Below are 17,606 nucleotides of genomic sequence, written 5' to 3'. Positions count from 1 at the left end.
GCGGCGTCCTGCCCGCCCGCGCCGCCATTGGGGGGGGAACCATCAGCGGGTTGTGGGGCGCGGCTGGACATGCGCAGATTATCCGACAATACTAGCCGCTCTCCAATCTGGTGCCCGGCCGGCTGAAACAAGAACGCGCAAGCTGCGCGCGCCCAAAGCGACAATAGCCACGATGGCGCGCCCGCTGCGCGGACAACAGGACGCGAGCAGGTGAACCGCGGGACCAACCACGGGCCGCACCTTTTCTCGCATTTCAAATACTGGAATGACTGCCTCTGAACCGACGAGTTCCGCCGCTGGCGACGCTGCTGACCAACATGGCGCGCGCGCCACACCGGATCCGGCCAATCCGGCGGACCCGCAGCCGGGGCCGGGCGCCGGCACCATGGCTGCCGGCGCCTTCGCCATCACCGCGGCGCAGGCGCTGCAGCCGGCTGACGAGGCTGGCCACGCGGGCGGCCACGTATTGTACTCGGCTGCGTATTCGCACTACGCGCGCCGCGTGGTGCAGGCCCGGCCGGATTTGCCGGCCATCCTGGCCGCCGCAGCCGCCCAGCCGCTGACGCGCGCCTGGATGCAGGCGCGGCTGCAGGCGCTGCACGAGCCCTCGGCCGATGCCGAGGAATCCGCCAAGCGCAGCCTGCGCCGTCTGCGCGCCGAAGTGATGTGCGCGGTGATCGAGCGCGACCTGCGCGGCCTGGCCACGCTGGGCGAGGTCACCGGCGCCATGACCGACCTGGCCGAGCTGGCGATCCAGCACGGCCTGGCGATGCTGGGCGACGACCTGGCCGCCACCTTCGGCCGCCCGGTCGGCGCCCAAAGCGGCGAGGTGCAGGAGTTGGTGGTGGTGGGCATGGGCAAGCTGGGCGGGCGCGAGCTCAATGTCTCGTCCGACATCGACCTGATCTTCCTCTATGACGAGGACGGCGAGACCCAGGGCGGCTCGCGCAGCCTGTCCAACCACGAGTACTTCATCCGTCTCGGCCGCCGGCTGATCAACCTGCTGGCCGAGGTGACCGCCGACGGCTATGTGTTCCGCGTCGACATGCGGCTGCGCCCCAACGGCGACGCCGGACCGCTGGCGTGCAGCCTTGGCATGCTGGAGGAATACCTGGTGGTGCAGGGGCGCGAGTGGGAGCGCTATGCCTGGATCAAGGGCCGCGTGGTGTCGGCGCTCGACACGCCGCACGCGCAGCGCACCGCCGGCCTGCTGGCGCGGCTGACCACGCCCTTCGTGTTCCGCCGCTACCTGGACTACGGCGTGATCGCCGCGATCCGCTCGCTGCACGCGCAGATCCGCAGCGAGGCCGCCAAGCGCAGCGGCGGGCTGGCGGGGCACGGCGTCAACCAGCGGTCGTTCAATATCAAGCTGGGCCGCGGCGGCATCCGCGAGATCGAGTTCATGGCGCAGGTGTTCCAGCTGATCCGCGGCGGCCAGGACCCGGCACTGCGCGTGCGCCCGACGCTGGAAGTGCTGGCGGTGGCGGTCGAGCGCGGGCTGCTTCCCGCCGGCCAGGCCGGGCAGCTCGGCGATGCCTACCGCTTCCTGCGCCAGCTCGAACACCGGCTGCAGTACCGCGACGACGCCCAGACCCACCACCTGCCGACTTCGCCCGACGAACAGCTGGCGGTGGCGCGGATGATGGGTTGCGACGACTGGCAGCAACTGCTGGCGCGCCTGGCGGCGCTGCAGGAGCCGGTGGCGCAGCAGTTCGAGGCCACCTTCTCGGATCCCGATGCCGCCCCGTGCGAAGCGCTGTGGCCGGGCATTGTGTTCGACGACAACGCCGCGCAAGCGCAGGACAACCCGGAACAGAAGCAGGACGACGCGGCCTGCGGCGATAACGCCGCGCCCTGCCAGCGCCTGCAGGCCGCCGGCTTTACCGACTGCACCGGGCTGCTGGACCGGCTGCGCGCGATCGCCTCGTCGCTGCGCTACCGCGCGCTGTCCGAGTCCAGCCGCGCGCGCTTCGACCAGCTGGTGAACCGCGCGCTCGACCTGGCCGCGCGCCAGGAAGATGCCGACAGCACCATCGCGCGCTTTATCGACTTCCTCGAGGCGATCAGCCGCCGCGCCTCCTACCTGTCGTTGCTGTCCGAATACCCGCAGGCGATGGACCGCGTCGCGCAGACGCTGCATGCCTCGCGCTGGGCCGCGGCCTACCTGACGCGGCATCCGCAGCTGCTGGACGAATTGCTCGACAGCGATGCGCTGGCCGGCGCGCCCGACTGGGCCGCCTTCCGCAAGCGCCTGCATGAGCGGCTGCTGGCCGCCGAAGGCCAGATCGAGCAGCAGATGGACATCCTGCGGCGCGAGCATCATGTCGAGACCTTCCGCGTGCTGCTGCAGGACCTGCAGGGCATGCTGACGGTGGAGCAGGTGGCCGACCGCCTGTCCGACCTGGCCGATGCCATGCTCGAGGCCACGCTGGAAACGGTCTGGCGCCAGCTGGCCACGCGCCACCGCGACACGCCGCGCTTCGCGGTGATCGCCTACGGCCGGCTGGGCGGCAAGGAACTGGGCTATGCCTCGGACCTGGACATCATCTTCCTGTACGACGATGACCATGAACGCGCGCCTGACGTCTACTCCGCGTATGCGCGCCGGCTGATCACCTGGCTGACCAGCCATACCGCCGCCGGTGCGCTGTTCGACGTCGACACTCGGCTGCGCCCCAACGGCGCGGCCGGCCTGCTGGTGACCAGCTTCGAGGCGTTCCGCCGCTACCAGCTGCGCGAAGGCGACAACACCGCCTGGGTGTGGGAACACCAGGCGCTGACGCGCGCGCGCTTCTGCGCCGGCGATGCCGCCATTGGCGACCGCTTCGAGGCGCTGCGCGGCGAGGTGCTGTGCCAGGACCGCGATGCCGCCGCGCTGCGCGACGAGATCGTGCAGATGCGCCGCAAGGTCGCCGAAGGCCATCCCAACCCGACCGACCTGTTCGACCTGAAGCACGATCGCGGCGGCATGGTCGATATCGAATTCACGGTGCAGTACCTGGTGCTGCTGCACAGCCGGGCGCACCCGCAGCTGACGCGCAACGCGGGCAATATCGCGCTGCTGCGCGCAGCGGGCGAGCTGGGCCTGATCGACGCCACGCTGGCACTGGCGGTGGGCGATGCCTACCGGCTGTTCCGCGCGCGCCAGCACCAGCTGCGGCTCGAGGGGCAGGCGCATGCGCGCGTCGCGCCCGAGTCGGTGGCGCAGCAGACCGGACAGGTGCGCGCGCTGTGGCAGGCCGTGTTCGGTGAGGCCTGACGCGGCAGTTCCGCCGGCACCCGCCGGCGCATCGTGGCCGGGGCTGCTGGCGGCGATCGCGCTGGTGTGGGCGCTGTCGGCCTGGTTCACCTTCATGCCGTGGTGGCATGCGCACGGCCTCTACCTGCGCGATGCGGTGCGGCTGGACGGCCAGTGGTGGCGCCTGGCCACCGCCATGTGGGTGCACCTGGACGGACACCACTGGCTGGCCGACGCGCTGGCCGCCACCGGCGTGCTTGCCATCGCCGCGCGCGTGGCGCGTGCGCGCACCCTGTTGCTGGTGCTGGTTGCCTGCGGCATCGGCGTGCAGGTGGTGCTGCTGCGCGTGCCGGCGATTGCATGGTATGGCGGGCTCTCAGGCGCCTTGCACGGGCTGGCCCTGTGGGGCGCGCTCGGGCTGTTGCGGGCATCGGGCCTGGCGCGCGTCACCGGCGTGCTGCTGTGCCTGGGCGTGCTGGCCAAGGTCTGGGTGGAACAGTCGTGGCTGGCGCCGGTGGTGTTCGATCCGGCCTGGGGTTTTGGCGTGGTGCGCGTCGCCCCCGCGGCCGGCGCCGTCGCCGGCCTGCTGTGCTGGGTCTTGCAGGAGTGGTGGCTGGCGCGGCGCCCGGCCCGCGGCGACGACGCCTGAACCGACCAGGCGCCGGGCTTACATGCGGCGCCGCAGCGCGAAGGCCAGCAGGCCGGACAGCGCCAGCAGCACCGCGGTCCAGGGCGCAACGGCGCCGCCGCCACCGCCACCACCGTTGCCCGAGGCCGGTGCCGGCGCAGCCTGCGCCGGTGGCATGCCCGCCGCGGCCGCCAGTGCGCCGTCGGCATCGAGCAGGCCGGCGCCGCAGACGCCCGGATTGGTGGTGCAATAGGTGCCGGACGGATGCGGGCGTGCCGAAGACTTCAGCGCCGCGGTGACCTGGGCCGGGGTCAGCGAGCCATTGACCGCGAACATCATGGCCACCACGCCCGAGACCATCGGTGCGGCGAAGCTGGTGCCCGCGGATGACGTCACCACATAGTTGCCCAGGCCAGTCTTGCCATCGTTGTTCAGGGTGCGAATGACCGAGGGCGCGGTCGTGCACTGCCCATTGACTACCTGCGAGTTGCCACACCCGCCGCCTGGCGCGCTGATCGCGACCTGCGGGCCGACATTGGCATAGCTGGCATTCTCGCCGTCGTTGGCATGCGCCGTGACCGCGATCACGCCGCTGCAGTCGCCCGGCGCCTCCACCGCGCCGCGCTCGTTGCCGGCGGCGGCCACCACCACCACGCCGCGCGCGTTCAGGTCGGTGACGGCCTGTTGCTCAATGCTGCTGCAGGTGCCGCCGCCGAGGCTGATATTGACCACGCGCGCCGGCGTCGGATTGGCCGGCACGTTGGGTACCGACAAGCCGCCGGCCCAGCGCATGGCATCGACGGTATCGGACAGCAGCGCGCCGCAGCGGCCCGAGACGCGCACCGGCAGGATGCGCGCGTTCCAGTCGACGCCCGCGATGTCCTGCGCGTTGTTGGTCAGCGCGCCCAGCACGCTGGCGACACGGGTGCCGTGCCAACTGTTGGGCTCGGTCGTCGGGGCCGGCGATCCACCCGGGCACGAGAAACCCGCTGTCACGTTGTCGCCGGCATCGGTGGCATCGGCGTCGCGGCCATCGCCGTCATTGGAAATGGTGCTGCTGCTGATGAAGTCGTAGCCAGGCAACACGCGCGCCGCCAGGTCGGGGTGCGGCAGGATGCCGGTGTCCACCACCGCGATCACCACGCCGCTGCTGCCGCGGCTGCGGTCCCACGCGCGCGGCAGGTTGACGCCGCCCACCGCCGTGCCGGTGCCCATCAGGTAAGGCTGGCGCGAGATGAACTCGGAATCGTTGGGCAGGGTGTCGTGCAGCTTCAGCCAGCGGTCGGGCACGGCATCGGCGATGCGCGGGTCCTGGCGCAGCCGGGCCGCCGCGCCTTCCGGGTCGGCTGCCAGTGCGTCGGGGACCTGCAGCAGTTGCAGGTTGCCGCCCATGGCGCGGCGCGCCGTGACGGCAATGCCGGTGCGCGCGCTCAGCTGCTTGAGCGCATCCGCCGCGGCTGCGGGCGTCTTGCTTGTGCCATCGGCGCCGTCACGCCAGCGCACGATGATCTGGCCGGTGTAGGCGGGTGCGGCATGGACGCCGGCAGCCAGTGCCGCGCTGGCCGGTATTGCGCCGCACACAGCGGCGGCGATGACGATGGCCCGCCAGCGGCGGGCCACGGGGCTGCTACGGAAGTCGGACTGCGCGGGTTGCGGCATGCATACCTCCTGGGGCGTAGCGCGCGGGGGCTTGTTATGTAGCGAATACGATTCAGCGTCGTTGCGCAAGGGCGACCGAAGGCTTAAGAACCGTCCTGCAGTCGGGCTCAGCTCTGCGGCATGTCACGGCTGGTGGGAATGTTGCGGTTAGGCTTGAGCACGCGGTCGGGCTCGGCGGTCTCGATGCGGGGCGTGGCGCGCAGGGTTTCGACCGCCTGGTCGATGGTGGCATCCGCCGACGGCGAGATCGCGGTGACCAGCCAGACGCCGCCGGACATCGGGCGCTTGACCACATAGCGGATCGGGCCCTTGATCCCGGCCAGCAGCTTGCCGGCGTCCTCCGACAGGTTCACCGCGGGCGGCTTGAAGCGCACCATGATGTCGCCAAGGGAACGGTCATCGCTGATGCTGCCCGGCGGCGGGGCCGAGGACTTGGGCTGGGCCTGGCAGGCGGACAGCGCCAGCAGTGCGGCCGATGCGGCGGTGGCGATGGCCAGCACGGCGCGCAGCGATGCGCGCGGTCGTTGCCGGAGGCCGGCTTGCGCTTGGCGGGTCATGGTGAAGCTCCTGTCAGTGTATGGATTGGCGCACGTGCGGGGCGGGCGGGGCCGTCAGCCGGCGGCGCGGCGGCTGCGCCGGCCATCCTTGCCGCCCGCACCGCGCGCGGGCTGGCTGCCCTGGCCGCCGGCCATGCCTTGCGCCAGCATTTCTTCCGCATGTTGCAGCGTGGTGGCGGTGACAGTGGCGCCGCCCAGCATGCGCGCGGTCTCGACCACGCGCCCGGCGGGGTCCAGCACCCTGATGCGCGAGCGCGTGACCGAACCGTCGCCCGCATCGGTGGTTTCCTTGCTCACCAGCAGGTGCGTGCCGGCCTGCGCCGCCACTTGCGGCAGGTGCGTCACGCACAGCACCTGGCGCGCGCGGCCCAGCTCCTGCAGGCGCCGGCCGACCACCTCGGCCACCGCGCCGCCGATGCCGGTATCGACCTCGTCGAAGATCAGCGTGGGCGTGGGCGAGGCTTCGCTGGTGATCACCGAGATCGCCAGGCTGATGCGCGCCAGCTCGCCGCCGGAGGCCACCCGGGCCAGCGGCCGCGGGCTCACGCCGGCATGGCCGGCGACCAGGAATTCGACCTGCTCGAGCCCGTGGCTCTGGCCTTCGTCGAGCGCATTGAGCGCGGCGACAAAGCTGCCGCCGGCCATCGACAGGCCCTGCATGGCGTCGGTGACCGCGGCGGACAGCGCCTGCGCGGCCTGCTTGCGGGCGTGGCTGAGATGCTGCGCCAGGGTCAGGTAGGCGGCCTTGGCCGCGGCCTCGCGCGCCATCACCTTGTTCAGGTCCTGCGCGGCCTGCAGGTCGTCCAGCTGCTGGCGGCGGGCCACCAGCTCGTCGGGCAGCTGCTCGGGCGGCAGGCGGTACTTGCGCGCGGTGGCGTGCAGCGCCTGCATGCGTTCGTCGACCGCCTGCAGCCGCTCGGGATCGAGTTCGAGCCGGTCGACATAGCGCGTGAGCGAGTGCGCGGCTTCCTCGGCCTGCATCTGCGCGGGCTCGAGCGCGGCCAGCACGTCGCGCAGCGCGCCGTCGACATCGGCCAGCTGCTGCAGCTTGTGCACGATGGTATTCAGCGCCGACAGCACCGAGCCGTCGGCCTCGGACAGTGCGTCCAGCGCGGCGCGGCTGCCGTCGATCAGGCCGGCGGCATGCGACAGCCGGTTGTACTCGGACTGGATCTCTTCCCATTCGCCCGGCTGCGGGTTGAGCTTGTCCAGTTCGCCGACCTGCCATTCCAGCCGCTCGCGTTCGAGCTGCATCTCGCGCGACTGGTGTTCCACCGCCTCGCGCTGGCGCACGCAGGCACGCCAGGCGCGCCAGGCCTCGGCCACCGCGCCGGCCTGCTGGGTGAGGCCTGCGTGGGCGTCGAACAGCAGCCGCTGCGCATCGGGGCGCAGCAGCAGCTGGTGCGCGTGCTGGCCGTGGATGTCGACCAGCTGGTCGCCGACTTCGCGCAGCTGCGCCAGGGTGGCGGCGGCGCCGTTGATAAAGGCCTTGCTGCGGCCGCCGGCATCGACCGTGCGGCGCAGCAGCACGGTATGCACGCCGTCTTCCGCTTCGCTGTTGAGCTCGCGCTCGGCCAGCCAGGCATCCAGTGCCGGGTGGGTCGAGAAGGTGGCGCTGACGCTGGCGCGCGGGGCGCCTTCGCGCACCACGCCGGCATCGGCGCGTTCGCCCAGCACCAGCGCCAGGGCATCGATCAGGATGGATTTGCCGGCGCCGGTCTCGCCGGTGAAGACGGTGAAGCCAGTGGTGAAGTCCAGGTCGAGCGTATCGACGATGACGAAATCGCGGATGGACAGGCTGCGCAGCATCGTGGCGTGGAAGGTAGTCGGTCCGATGGGTTCGGGCTCAGGCTTGGAGGGCGGCTTGATACTGGCTCAGAGGCGGTTGTCCTCGGACGGGTATTCGTGCCAGTGCAGCTTCTTGCGCAGCGTGGCGTAGTAGTTGTAGCCGACCGGGTGCAGCAGGTTGATGGTCTTTTCGGAGCGCCGCACCACGATGCGGTCGCCCGGCAGCAGCGAGGTCAGCGACTGCATGTCGAAGTTGACGCTGGCGTCGCGCGCGCTGGCCACCTCGATGGTGACCTCGGCGTCGTGCGGCAGCACGATCGGGCGGTTGGACAGCGCGTGCGGGGCAATCGGCACCAGCACCACGCCCGACAGCGTCGGATGCAGGATCGGGCCGCCGGCGGACAGCGCGTAGGCGGTGGACCCGGTGGTGGTCGACACGATCAGGCCGTCCGAGCGCTGGTTGTACATGAAGTGGCCGTCCACCGACACCGCCAGCTCGACCATGCCGGAGATGCCCGAGCGGTTCACCACCACGTCGTTCAGGGCCAGCGCGGAGAAGATGTTCATGTCGTCGCGCACCACGCGCGATTCCAGCAGCAGGCGGGTCTCGGCCTCATAGCGGCCGTCGAGCATGTCGGGCAGCACGGTGTGCGCGTCTTCCAGCGCGATGTCGGTCATGAAGCCCAGCCGCCCGTGGTTGACGCCGATCAATGGCACGTCATAGCCGGCGAGCTGGCGGGCGATGCCCAGCAGCGTGCCGTCGCCGCCCAGCACCACGGCCACGTCGGCCTGCCGGCCGATCTCCTCGGCGGACAGGGCAGGGTAGGCGGTCAGCCCGGTGGCGAGCGAGGTTTCGCGCTCGAACACCACGTCCTGCCCGTTGCGCAGGATATAAGAGGCGATCTCCTCCAGCGGCCCTTCGATGCCGGCAGTGGAGTACCGGCCCACCAGGGCGACGGTCTTGAACGAAGTGCGCACGGCGCTGGCTTTCGGGGGGGCGGACATGCGTGGATTAGACCATACCGCCATGACGCTTGTCAGCAGGCGCCAGCGAGCGGGCCAGGCCGGCCGCCAGAAGGTCCAAAACTTGCGTAAAATCGGGGCATCATGGATGAACGCTCCAAAACGCTGCTCAAGACCCTGATCGAGCGCTATATTGCCGAAGGGCAGCCGGTCGGTTCCCGCACCTTGTCGAAATACTCGGGGCTGGACCTGTCGCCTGCGACGATTCGCAATGTGATGTCCGATCTGGAGGAAATGGGCTTTATTGCCAGTCCGCACACCTCGGCCGGCCGTATCCCGACCCCGCGCGGCTACCGGCTGTTCGTCGATTCGATGCTGACGGCCAAGCCGCTGGAGCGCAACGCCGACCTGGCCGAGCTGACCGGCCAGATCCAGGACCAGCTCGGCGGCCAGCAGCTGGGGCCGCAGCGCATGATCACGGCGGCGGCGCGCACGCTGTCCAACCTGTCGCACTTTGCCGGCGTGGTGATGACGCCGCGCCGCGCGCAGGCGTTCCGGCAGATCGAATTCATGCGGCTGTCGGACAAGCGCATCCTGCTGATCATCGTCAGCCCCGAGGGCGACGTGCAGAACCGCATCATCCAGACCGAGCTGTCGTACACGCCGGCCCAGCTGATCGAGGCGGCCAACTTCTTCAACTCGCACTATGCCGGCATGAGCTTCGACGCGGTGCGCGGCCACCTGCGGGTGGAACTGCAGGACCTGCGCCGCGACATGTCGCAGCTGATGCAGGCCGCGGTCGAGGCCGGCAGCGTCGCCGAGGACGAGGACGACGACCACGTCTTCATCAGTGGCGAGCGCAAGCTGCTGGAAGTGGAAGACCTGGCCTCCAGCATGGACAAGCTGCGGCGCCTGTTCGACGTGTTCGAGCACAAGACCAGCCTGCTGCAGCTGCTGGACGTGTCCAGCCATGCGCAGGGTGTGCAGATCTTTATCGGCGGCGAAAGCCGGCTGGTGCCGATCGAAGACATGGCGGTCATCACCGCCCCGTACGAGGTCGACGGCCAGATCGTCGGCACGCTCGGCGTGATCGGCCCCACGCGCATGGCGTATGAGCGCGTGATCCCCATCGTCGACATCACCGCGCGCCTGCTGTCCAGCGCCCTGAGCCAGAACTAGTGCAAAGACTGGCTGGTCTGACAAGCGGCCCCATTCCTGCCGAGCGCGGCAATCGCCGGTGCGCCGCACCGGCGCCATCCCGGCACCGTGTCAACCCGGAAGCGACATGACGTTTTCTCCCGAACCGGCCTACCAGCACGGCCACGCGCCGCGCACGGCGATCCTGCTGGTCAACCTGGGCACCCCGGACGCTCCCACGCCCAAGGCGGTGGGGCGCTACCTGAAGGAGTTCCTGTCCGACCCGCGCGTGGTCGAGATCCCGCGCGCGGCCTGGCTGCCGCTGCTGCATGGGGTGATCCTGCCGCTGCGTTCGCGCGCCTCGGCGCTGAAATACGAATCGATCTGGCTGCGCGAGGCCCATATGACGGGCTCGCCGCTGCTGGTCTACAGCGAGCGCCAGGCCCATGCGCTGCAGCGGCTGATGAACCAGCACGGCCATGAGGTGACGGTCGCGTGCGCAATGCGCTACGGCAACCCGTCGATCGCCTCGGTGCTGGAGGCGCTGCGCCGGCAGGGCTGCGAGCAGGTGCTGGTGCTGCCGATGTATCCGCAATACTCCGGCACCACCACGGCCACGGCCTTCGACGAGGTGTTCCGGGTGCTGGGCCAGTGGCGCAACCAGCCCGAGCTGCGGCTGGTCAAGCATTTCCATGACCATCCGGCCTATATCTCGGCGCTGCACCAGCAGGTCGGCGCCTACTGGGCGCGCCACGGCATGCCGGACTTTGCCCGCGGCGACAAGCTGATCCTGTCGTTCCACGGTGTGCCGCGGCGTACGCTGGAGCTGGGTGACCCCTATCACTGCGAATGCCTGAAGACCGGCCGGCTGCTGGGCGAGGCGCTGGGCCTGCAGCCGGGCCAGTACCAGGTGACGTTCCAGTCTCGTTTCGGCAAGGCGGAATGGCTGCAGCCGTACACCGCGCCGACGCTGGCCGAGCTGGGCAAGGTCGGCGCGGGCCGGGTCGATGTCTTCTGTCCCGGCTTTCCGGCCGACTGCATCGAGACCCTGGAGGAAATCGCCATGGAAGGGCAGACCGAGTTCAAGGTCGCGGGCGGCAAGGATTTCCACTTCATCCCGTGCCTGAATGACGCCGATCCGTGGGTCGCGGCCATGGCCGAGATCGCGCTGCAGCACCTGCAGGGCTGGCCGCTGGCCACGCCGCATCCGCATGAACTGGAAGCACGGCGCACGCGCGCCCAGACCCGGGGAGCGGCGGCATGAATGTCGACTTTGAGCCGGATGCGCGCCAGCGCATCGACAAATGGCTGTGGTGCGCGCGCTTCTTCAAGACGCGCTCGCTCGCGGCCGAAGCGGTGGAGCGCAGCAAGGTGACCGTCAACGGCCAGCCATGCAAGAACTCGCGCGAGGTGAAGCCCGGCGACATGGTGGTGCTGGAAGCGCACCAGCAGCGCTGGGAACTGGTGGTGAAAGGCATTGCCCCGGCGCGCGGGCCGGCGCCGGTGGCGCAGACGCTGTACGAGGAAAGTGCCGAAAGCCAGTCGCGCCGGCTGGCCGACGCCGAGCGCCGGCGCCTGCAGCCGGAGCCGTCCGCGCAGATCCAGGGGCGCCCGACCAAGCGGGACCGGCGCCGCATCGACCACCTGAAGAGCTGAAATGACAACGCGGCGGCACCGGGAAGCCCCCGCTGCCGCCGCGCGCTTGGACCAGGGTCAGGTGGCGCTTATTCCTGCGTGACTTCCTGGCTGACGATAGGGACGATGTAGTGCTTGAACACCGCCTTGCCGCTGCCATACTCCGTATCGCGCGGGGTGAATGCGCCGGAAAGGCAGATAAAGACGGTCATGACCGCCAATGCGGCCACAAGGCAGAGTGTCACGACTGGCAGCTTATGCATGGCCAACCTTCCGGAAGAGGCACAAAGATGAACCATCTCCACAACCCCCGGCATTTTTGTCATTTTTATTACTGGGAATCTTAGTGATTGCGATGCAGCAAAGCAATAAGGCGTCGATTGCATATGCCTGGCCTTTGTAACCGTGTGTTTCCGCGTCACGCCAGCGCCACTCTTGAAAACCTGCGCCTTGCCACCACCTGCACGGAACACGCGCCGATTTACCACCCGCGGCCAGGCCCACGGCGGGCCGCGACAATGCATTGATACGGATCGACATGGAAGAACAGAAGCAGACGCCAACCACCCAGACGCCTACGCCCGCTGGCGATGAGGCGGCCAACGCCAGCCAGGAGGCCGGCGCGCCGGAAACCGCTGCCGTGGACGACGTGGCGGCCCAGCTGGCCGCCCTGGAAGCCAAGGCGCGCGAGCATTACGACCTGTATATGCGCGCCGTTGCCGAGGGCGAGAACATCCGCCGCCGGGCGCAGGAAGATGTCGCCAAGGCGCACAAGTTCGCCATCGAGAACTTCGCCGACAACCTGCTGCCGGTGATGGACAGCCTGCAGGCCGCGCTGGCCGACGGCTCGGGCGATATCGCCAAGCTGCGCGAAGGCGTCGAGCTGACCGCGCGCCAGCTGGCCGCCGCCTTTGAGCGCGGCAAGATCGTTGAACTCAACCCGGTGGGCGAAAAATTCGACCCGCACCGCCACCAGGCCATCTCGATGGTGCCGGCGGACCAGGAACCCAATACCGTGGTGACCGTGCTCCAGCGCGGCTACACCATTGCCGAGCGCGTGCTGCGGCCGGCTCTGGTGACGGTGGCGGCACCGAAATAAGGCCGCCTGGGGCGGCGGCGTGCCGTCCTGGATCGCGACCTGACGCCCGGTGCCGGCTGGCCCGGGCGTTTGTCATTCTGGAGCGAGCATGACCACTGAACCAGGCGCCGGCCCGGCGACATTCCCGGCCCCCCACCTCGACCACCGCGCCTTCGAGGCATTCGGCATGCGCGAGGTCGATGACGGCAGCATCGACGCCGCCATCGCCGCTGCGGGCGATGCGCTGGTGTGCGTGTTCTTCTGGGGGGAGGACTGCTTCAACTGCGAGATGGCCAAGAAGGCCATGCTGGCCAACCCCGAACCGATCCGCGCGCTGGAACTGCGCTGGCTGCATGCCAACGTCTACGCGCATCCCGGGCTGGGCCGGCGCTTTGGCCTGCATGGCATCCCGGTGTTCATGTTCTTCCGGAACGGCAAGAAGCTGGGCCGCGCCACCGGCTGGCATGGCCACGGCCAGTTTGCCGCCGCGGTGGCCAATGCGCGGCTCAAGGCCAGCGGCAAGCCGCTGGCCGGCTGAGTGGGTTCAGCGGGACAGCGCGTAGCCGATGCGGAACTGCCACGGCAGCTTGTGGTTGTAGTCCAGCAGGCTCTCGCCATAGCCGACGAAGTAGCCCGCCATCAGGTAGCCCGCGGTGCCGGGGATCAGCCGCGCCATCGGGTAGGTCAGCTGCGCGTCGACGCTGCCGTACCACTTGCGCGTGCCCTTGCGCAGCGTGGCGGAGAACTCCCATGAGTCCGGGCGCCCGTAGGCAATGCCCAGGTCCATGAAACCGCGGTAGTGGGCGATGTCGGGGTTGTCGCCCTTTTCCACGTAGGCGTAGAGCTTGGGCGCGACGCGCCAGTGCCAGTCGTTCTGGTCGCCAAAGTAGAAGGTCGGCTTGACGAAGACCGTATTGATGCTGCGCGAGTCGTCGCCGTTGCGGCCATTGGATTCATGCTCCAGGCCGGCCGCCAGCGACAGCCGGCTGATGGCGTTGTTGCGCACGCCGGTATCCGACAGGTAATAGAACAGGCTGGGCCGGTAGTTGGTGTCGCGGAACGGCTTGGACTGCTCGGACAGATCCCATAGCGAGAACTGGGTGTAGGCCACGTAGAGGTTGTCGAACAGACGCTTCGACGCCGGATCTTCGCCCTGGAACAGGCGGTACTTGAAGCTCAGCTGGAACTTGGCGTTGGCCCCGTCATGCGCGCCGACCATGAAATACATCGGGTCATGGAACGATAGCCGGGCGCTGTCGCGCAGGTCGGCCGGAGCGGGTGCGGCAGCGTCGGCGGTGGTGACCGGGGTCACCGGTACGGCGGCTTCGGTGGCCGGCTCCAAGCCGTTCGCTGCCAGCGCCTTGCCGGCAACCGGCGGCTCAGCGGTGGCGGATTCACCGGGCCGCGGCAGGCGGTTCAGCGTCAACAGCACCGGCGCGGCGTCGATGCCGGTGGCATCCAGCCGCACCTGGCCGCGCAGGGCCGGCGGCAGCGCCACCGTGTAGCGGATCGCGCGGTGCTCGCCGCGGCGCAGGTTGACCACGGCCGGGCCCGAGACTTCGCGCCACAGCACCAGCCGCACCGGCGCCTGCAGGTCGCCCGAGGCGGTCACTTCGAGCGTGTCGGGAATACGGTAGCGGCGCGTGGCGTCGTCGGCGCTGACTACCAGCGTCAGCGTGAGCGGCTGGTTGCCGTCGATCACGCGCGGCGGCTGCAACAGCGCCACGCCGGCGTGGCCGGCGAGGGGCCAGGCCAGCATCAGCGACAGGCAGAGCGGGGCAACGGCGCGGCCGGCGGGCGCGAGCCGGCGCCGGCGGGGGAGGGCAATACGGGACATGGCTTGCGGGCACCGCGCCGCTATGTGACGGCAACGCGGCTAGGGAAAATGCGGACCCGCAAAGACTACCACGCACCCATCGGAGGGTTGTGACGAATTGTACGCTGCACTTGATGCGTGACGCGTACCGGACTTAGCGGTTGGCGCGGCGCTTGACGCAATCGACATAGTGGTCGCCGTCGGGCGGCTGGCCGGTGCGCTGTGCCTGCCACAGCATTTCGCCCAGGCATTCCATCACCTGGTGCTGCGCTTCGTGCGGGGAATCCAGGCGGCGTGCCAGCGCCTCATAGGCCTGGCGGATGCCGCGCGGCTGGTCGACCGAGACCTGCTCGGAGATCGACAGGTGCATCGACAGGTGCAGGAAGGGGTTGGTCTGGCCTTGCTCGGGTGTGTAGTCCTGCGACAGCGCACCTTCGGTGTCGCGCAGCAGGCCGTGGTACTCGGGGTGCTCGCCGATCCAGTCTACAGCGATGGCTTCCAGCGGGGTCAGCACGCCGCCTGTGAGCTGCTTCTGCCAGGCATCGCAGAAGAACCGGCGGACTTCTTCTCGTGAGGGATTAAACATGGTGGCGACATTGTAAACGAGGGCCGCGGCCCGCGCTGGCGGCCCGGTTGCTGCAGACGGCGCCAAGTAGAATGCGGGATCGCCGACTTCCCGCCCGCCCGATGACCGCTTCCGCCCAAACCGCCCCGGACCATGCCCGCGACAAGCTGGCCGGCGTGCTGCTGATCGCGCTGTCGGCCAGCGCCTTTGGCGCCATGGCGATCTTCGCGCGCTTTGCCTACGCGGCCGGCGCGGATGTCTACGGGCTGCTGCTGGTGCGCTTCGTGCTGGCCGCCGCGGCACTGGCCTGGGTGATGCGCACGCGCGGCATCGGCCTGCCGCCGTGGCGCCGCGTGCTGGCGCTGGCGGCGATGGGCGGCATCGGCTATGTCGGCCAGTCGTTCTGCTTCTTCAGCGCACTCAACCATGCGCAGGCCAGCCTGGTGGCGCTGTTGCTATACCTGTACCCGCTGTTCGTGACGATCCTGGCGGCCATCTTCCTGAAGGAGCGGCTGACCACCGCCGCGGTGATCGCGCTGGTGCTGTGCTCGGTCGGCGCCGGCCTGACCGTCGGCGGCGGCGAGGGCTCGCCGCTGGGGATCGCGCTGGGGCTGGCGGCGGCGGTGATCTACTCGGTCTATATCATCGTCGGCGCGCGCGTGACCGCTGGCGTCAACCCGATTGCCACCACCACGGTGATCTGCACCGCGGCGGCGCTGGTCTACGGCGCCGTCGGCCTGCTGCGGATGGGGGCGGGCGCGCCGCCGCAGTTCCCGGCCACTGCCGGCGGCTGGCTGGCGCTGGCGGGCATCGCGCTGCTGTCGACGGTGCTGGCGATCCTGACCTTCTTCGCCGGCCTGCAGCGACTGGGCGCGGCGCAGGCGTCGATGCTGTCGACGCTGGAGCCGGTGGTCACCGTGTTGCTGGCGGCGCTGCTGCTGGGCGAGCATATCGGCACGGCGCAGGCCGTGGGCGGCGGGCTGATCCTGGCTGGCGTGCTGTGGCTGACCCGCAGGGGCAGTGCGCCGGCGCCGGCCCGCGCCGATATGCAAGGGAATTGAACGGGTTGCTCAAAGGCGCTGTCGTGGCGCGCACAAAGCGTTGGGTACAATCGCCCCTTCCCTCAAATCCCGTACAGGAAAGAAGCGCATGTCCCAGATCGACAACGCCGCGCTGGCGCAGCTGTTCACCGAAGCCCGCACGCACAACGTGTGGCAGGACCGCCACGTGGACGACGCCGTGCTGCACCAGATCTATGAAGCGATGAAGTTCGGCCCGACCGCTGCCAACAGCAGCCCGGCGCGCATCGTGTTCGTCAAGAGCGCTGCCGAGAAGGCGCGCCTGGTGGACTGTGTGTCGGCCGGCAACGTCGACAAGACCCGTTCGGCGCCGGTGACGGCCATCATCGCCTTCGACACCGCCTTCCACGACCAGCTGCCCAAGCTGTTCCCGCATGCCGACGCCCGTTCCTGGTACGCCGGCAACGACGAGAAGATCGCCCGCGACGCGCTGATGAACAGCTCGCTGCAAGGCGGCTACTTCATCCTGGCGGCGCGCGCGCTGGGCCTGGACTGCGGCCCGATGGGCGGCTTCGATGCCGACAAGGTCAACGCAGCCTTCTTCCCCGATGGCAAGTGGCAGGTCAACTTCCTGTGCAACCTGGGCTACGGCGAGGCCGACAAGCTGTTCCCGCGCGGCCCGCGCCTGTCGTTCGACGAAGCCTGCCGCATCGTCTGATCGCGCTGCGCACCATCAAAAAAGCGACCCGGCCGTGGTCGCTTTTTTTTGGGGCACGCAGCAGCGCTTCAGGCCGTCCACTCCTGCAGGGGATCGGGATTGCAGGCCAGGTAGCGCTGCGGTTCGGCAATGCCAAGCCGCGCGCGGGCCGCGCCGATGGGTTCGTGCAGCAGCTTCTCGTAGTCCTCGCCCAACAGCCAGAGGGCGCGCCGGCCCAGCCGGTAGCCTTCCAGCACGGCCCGCGCAAAGGCCAGGCTGCCGCTCACGCGCAGGCTTTTCAGCGACGCCGCGATGGCGATGAAGGCCCAGCCCTTGCCGCCGGTCTGCGCATAGCTGAATGCCACCAGTGCGGCTTCGCCAAGGCTTTCATCGGCCCGGTAGCCGGTGAGCACATGCCAGATGTCGTGGATGTCGCGGGTACGCCGGCCGAACCACATGTAGGCGTCCTCGATCAACGGTTCCTGGTCCAGGTTCGAGACCTTGGCCAGCCCGTCAGCGCTGTAGCCGGTCTGTTCCAGGAACGCGCGATAGGCCGCGCCCACCGTGCCCGGTGCGAACCTGGCCACGTAGGCGGGATCGGACAGGCGCTCCGCCAGCTCGATGCGCTGGTAGACCATGCGCCGCCCGTCGGGCGTGCTCAGCAGCCGGTTGAAGTTGCGGGGCATGGACGGCCCGTTGAGCGCGCGCATGATGCGGAACACCTGCTCCGTGTCGTTGCCGTTCGCCATCAGCTTGCGCACGGCCTGGAACGCGGCGAAGACATTGTGCTTGTAGGGGTTGGAAGCGGTGGTGGTGGCCATGGGCG

General features: G+C 69.5%; 17 protein-coding genes. 9 read left to right on the top strand and 8 right to left on the bottom strand.

The annotated features are described in order from the left end of the window. Positions 1–385: 385 nt before the first annotated feature. Positions 386–3,259 (top strand): bifunctional [glutamate--ammonia ligase]-adenylyl-L-tyrosine phosphorylase/[glutamate--ammonia-ligase] adenylyltransferase, encoded by a 2,874-nt coding sequence (gene glnE / locus AC3WRR_RS20060; RefSeq protein WP_454749368.1) that lies wholly within the window; start codon positions 386–388, stop codon positions 3,257–3,259. After that, positions 3,249–3,887: a rhombosortase gene (gene rrtA / locus AC3WRR_RS20055; protein WP_492293344.1), complete on the top strand. Its 639-nt coding sequence runs from the start codon at positions 3,249–3,251 to the stop codon at positions 3,885–3,887. Before glnE ends, rrtA begins: the two co-directional genes overlap by 11 nt. A gap of 18 nt (positions 3,888–3,905) precedes the next feature. Here rrtA and mprA read toward each other — a convergent pair whose 3' ends face one another. From mprA to AC3WRR_RS20035, 4 genes are all read right to left on the bottom strand, one after another. After that, entirely contained in the window at positions 3,906–5,525 is a 1,620-nt protein-coding gene (gene mprA, locus AC3WRR_RS20050; RefSeq protein ID WP_492297914.1) for an MprA protease, GlyGly-CTERM protein-sorting domain-containing form, read from the bottom strand. Between the two features lie 107 nt (positions 5,526–5,632). Then, the gene (locus AC3WRR_RS20045; protein ID WP_011614896.1) at positions 5,633–6,082 is read right to left on the bottom strand and encodes a hypothetical protein; all 450 of its coding nucleotides are present in this window, start codon (positions 6,080–6,082) and stop codon (positions 5,633–5,635) included. 54 nt (positions 6,083–6,136) lie between these two features. Next, positions 6,137–7,891: a DNA repair protein RecN gene (gene recN, locus AC3WRR_RS20040; protein WP_011614897.1), complete on the bottom strand. Its 1,755-nt coding sequence runs from the start codon at positions 7,889–7,891 to the stop codon at positions 6,137–6,139. Positions 7,892–7,957: 66 nt separating this feature from the next. Beyond that, positions 7,958–8,875 (bottom strand): NAD kinase, encoded by a 918-nt coding sequence (locus AC3WRR_RS20035; RefSeq protein ID WP_011614898.1) that lies wholly within the window; start codon positions 8,873–8,875, stop codon positions 7,958–7,960. Between the two features lie 102 nt (positions 8,876–8,977). Here AC3WRR_RS20035 and hrcA point away from each other — a divergent pair, with 102 nt between their 5' ends. The 3 genes from hrcA (at position 8,978) to AC3WRR_RS20020 (ending at position 11,626) form a co-directional block, all read left to right on the top strand. After that, positions 8,978–10,012 (top strand): heat-inducible transcriptional repressor HrcA, encoded by a 1,035-nt coding sequence (gene hrcA / locus AC3WRR_RS20030; RefSeq protein WP_010809051.1) that lies wholly within the window; start codon positions 8,978–8,980, stop codon positions 10,010–10,012. Positions 10,013–10,118: 106 nt separating this feature from the next. Continuing rightward, positions 10,119–11,234, top strand: a complete 1,116-nt coding sequence (gene hemH, locus AC3WRR_RS20025; protein WP_010809050.1) for a ferrochelatase — start codon at positions 10,119–10,121, stop codon at positions 11,232–11,234. Then, a complete protein-coding gene (locus tag AC3WRR_RS20020; protein ID WP_010809049.1) occupies positions 11,231–11,626 on the top strand; it encodes an RNA-binding S4 domain-containing protein in 396 nt (131 codons plus the stop codon). The genes hemH and AC3WRR_RS20020 overlap by 4 nt, the downstream gene beginning before the upstream one ends. A 68-nt stretch (positions 11,627–11,694) precedes the next feature. On the opposite strand, the gene AC3WRR_RS20015 is transcribed toward AC3WRR_RS20020, so the two are convergent. Beyond that, on the bottom strand, positions 11,695–11,868 hold the full coding sequence (locus AC3WRR_RS20015) for a hypothetical protein (protein ID WP_010809048.1): 174 nt from the start codon (positions 11,866–11,868) through the stop codon (positions 11,695–11,697). A 275-nt stretch (positions 11,869–12,143) separates the two neighbouring features. Here AC3WRR_RS20015 and grpE point away from each other — a divergent pair, with 275 nt between their 5' ends. Then, on the top strand, positions 12,144–12,704 hold the full coding sequence (gene grpE, locus AC3WRR_RS20010) for a nucleotide exchange factor GrpE (RefSeq protein ID WP_010809047.1): 561 nt from the start codon (positions 12,144–12,146) through the stop codon (positions 12,702–12,704). 88 nt (positions 12,705–12,792) lie between these two features. Then, positions 12,793–13,221, top strand: coding sequence for a thioredoxin family protein (locus tag AC3WRR_RS20005; RefSeq protein WP_011614899.1), 429 nt, complete (start codon positions 12,793–12,795; stop codon positions 13,219–13,221). Positions 13,222–13,227: 6 nt separating this feature from the next. Here AC3WRR_RS20005 and AC3WRR_RS20000 read toward each other — a convergent pair whose 3' ends face one another. Together AC3WRR_RS20000 and AC3WRR_RS19995 are read right to left on the bottom strand one after the other, a co-directional pair. Then, positions 13,228–14,520, bottom strand: a complete 1,293-nt coding sequence (locus AC3WRR_RS20000) for a phospholipase A (protein WP_454749356.1) — start codon at positions 14,518–14,520, stop codon at positions 13,228–13,230. Positions 14,521–14,653: 133 nt separating this feature from the next. Continuing rightward, a complete protein-coding gene (locus tag AC3WRR_RS19995) occupies positions 14,654–15,085 on the bottom strand; it encodes a DUF1841 family protein (RefSeq protein WP_010809044.1) in 432 nt (143 codons plus the stop codon). Positions 15,086–15,186: 101 nt separating this feature from the next. Between AC3WRR_RS19995 and AC3WRR_RS19990 the strand changes: the two genes are divergently transcribed. After that, entirely contained in the window at positions 15,187–16,125 is a 939-nt protein-coding gene (locus AC3WRR_RS19990) for a DMT family transporter (protein WP_041687238.1), read from the top strand. Between the two features lie 88 nt (positions 16,126–16,213). Further along, positions 16,214–16,801, top strand: coding sequence for a malonic semialdehyde reductase (locus tag AC3WRR_RS19985; RefSeq protein WP_010809042.1), 588 nt, complete (start codon positions 16,214–16,216; stop codon positions 16,799–16,801). A gap of 68 nt (positions 16,802–16,869) precedes the next feature. On the opposite strand, the gene AC3WRR_RS19980 is transcribed toward AC3WRR_RS19985, so the two are convergent. Next, positions 16,870–17,601, bottom strand: a complete 732-nt coding sequence (locus AC3WRR_RS19980) for a Coq4 family protein (RefSeq protein ID WP_492297912.1) — start codon at positions 17,599–17,601, stop codon at positions 16,870–16,872. Positions 17,602–17,606 lie beyond the last annotated feature (5 nt).

The sequence above is a fragment of the Cupriavidus sp. FW305-3-2-15-C-LB2 genome, from assembly GCF_058787575.1.
Note: the sequence above shows the minus strand (reverse complement) of the source record. Positions and strands in the feature narration are given on the sequence as shown.

Bases quoted from the DNA above. Each gene is read 5' to 3' on its own strand.
- AC3WRR_RS20000 (WP_454749356.1), bottom strand. From the start codon at position 14,520: ATGTCCCGTATTGCCCTCCCCCGCCGGCGCCGGCTCGCGCCCGCCGGC.
- hrcA (WP_010809051.1), top strand. From the start codon at position 8,978: ATGGATGAACGCTCCAAAACGCTGCTCAAGACCCTGATCGAGCGCTAT.
- AC3WRR_RS20005 (WP_011614899.1), top strand. From the start codon at position 12,793: ATGACCACTGAACCAGGCGCCGGCCCGGCGACATTCCCGGCCCCCCAC.
- mprA (WP_492297914.1), bottom strand. From the start codon at position 5,525: ATGCCGCAACCCGCGCAGTCCGACTTCCGTAGCAGCCCCGTGGCCCGC.
- AC3WRR_RS20020 (WP_010809049.1), top strand. From the start codon at position 11,231: ATGAATGTCGACTTTGAGCCGGATGCGCGCCAGCGCATCGACAAATGG.
- AC3WRR_RS19985 (WP_010809042.1), top strand. From the start codon at position 16,214: ATGTCCCAGATCGACAACGCCGCGCTGGCGCAGCTGTTCACCGAAGCC.
- AC3WRR_RS20035 (WP_011614898.1), bottom strand. From the start codon at position 8,875: ATGTCCGCCCCCCCGAAAGCCAGCGCCGTGCGCACTTCGTTCAAGACC.
- AC3WRR_RS19980 (WP_492297912.1), bottom strand. From the start codon at position 17,601: ATGGCCACCACCACCGCTTCCAACCCCTACAAGCACAATGTCTTCGCC.
- AC3WRR_RS20015 (WP_010809048.1), bottom strand. From the start codon at position 11,868: ATGCATAAGCTGCCAGTCGTGACACTCTGCCTTGTGGCCGCATTGGCG.
- recN (WP_011614897.1), bottom strand. From the start codon at position 7,891: ATGCTGCGCAGCCTGTCCATCCGCGATTTCGTCATCGTCGATACGCTC.
- grpE (WP_010809047.1), top strand. From the start codon at position 12,144: ATGGAAGAACAGAAGCAGACGCCAACCACCCAGACGCCTACGCCCGCT.
- glnE (WP_454749368.1), top strand. From the start codon at position 386: ATGGCTGCCGGCGCCTTCGCCATCACCGCGGCGCAGGCGCTGCAGCCG.
- AC3WRR_RS20045 (WP_011614896.1), bottom strand. From the start codon at position 6,082: ATGACCCGCCAAGCGCAAGCCGGCCTCCGGCAACGACCGCGCGCATCG.
- hemH (WP_010809050.1), top strand. From the start codon at position 10,119: ATGACGTTTTCTCCCGAACCGGCCTACCAGCACGGCCACGCGCCGCGC.
- AC3WRR_RS19995 (WP_010809044.1), bottom strand. From the start codon at position 15,085: ATGTTTAATCCCTCACGAGAAGAAGTCCGCCGGTTCTTCTGCGATGCC.
- AC3WRR_RS19990 (WP_041687238.1), top strand. From the start codon at position 15,187: ATGACCGCTTCCGCCCAAACCGCCCCGGACCATGCCCGCGACAAGCTG.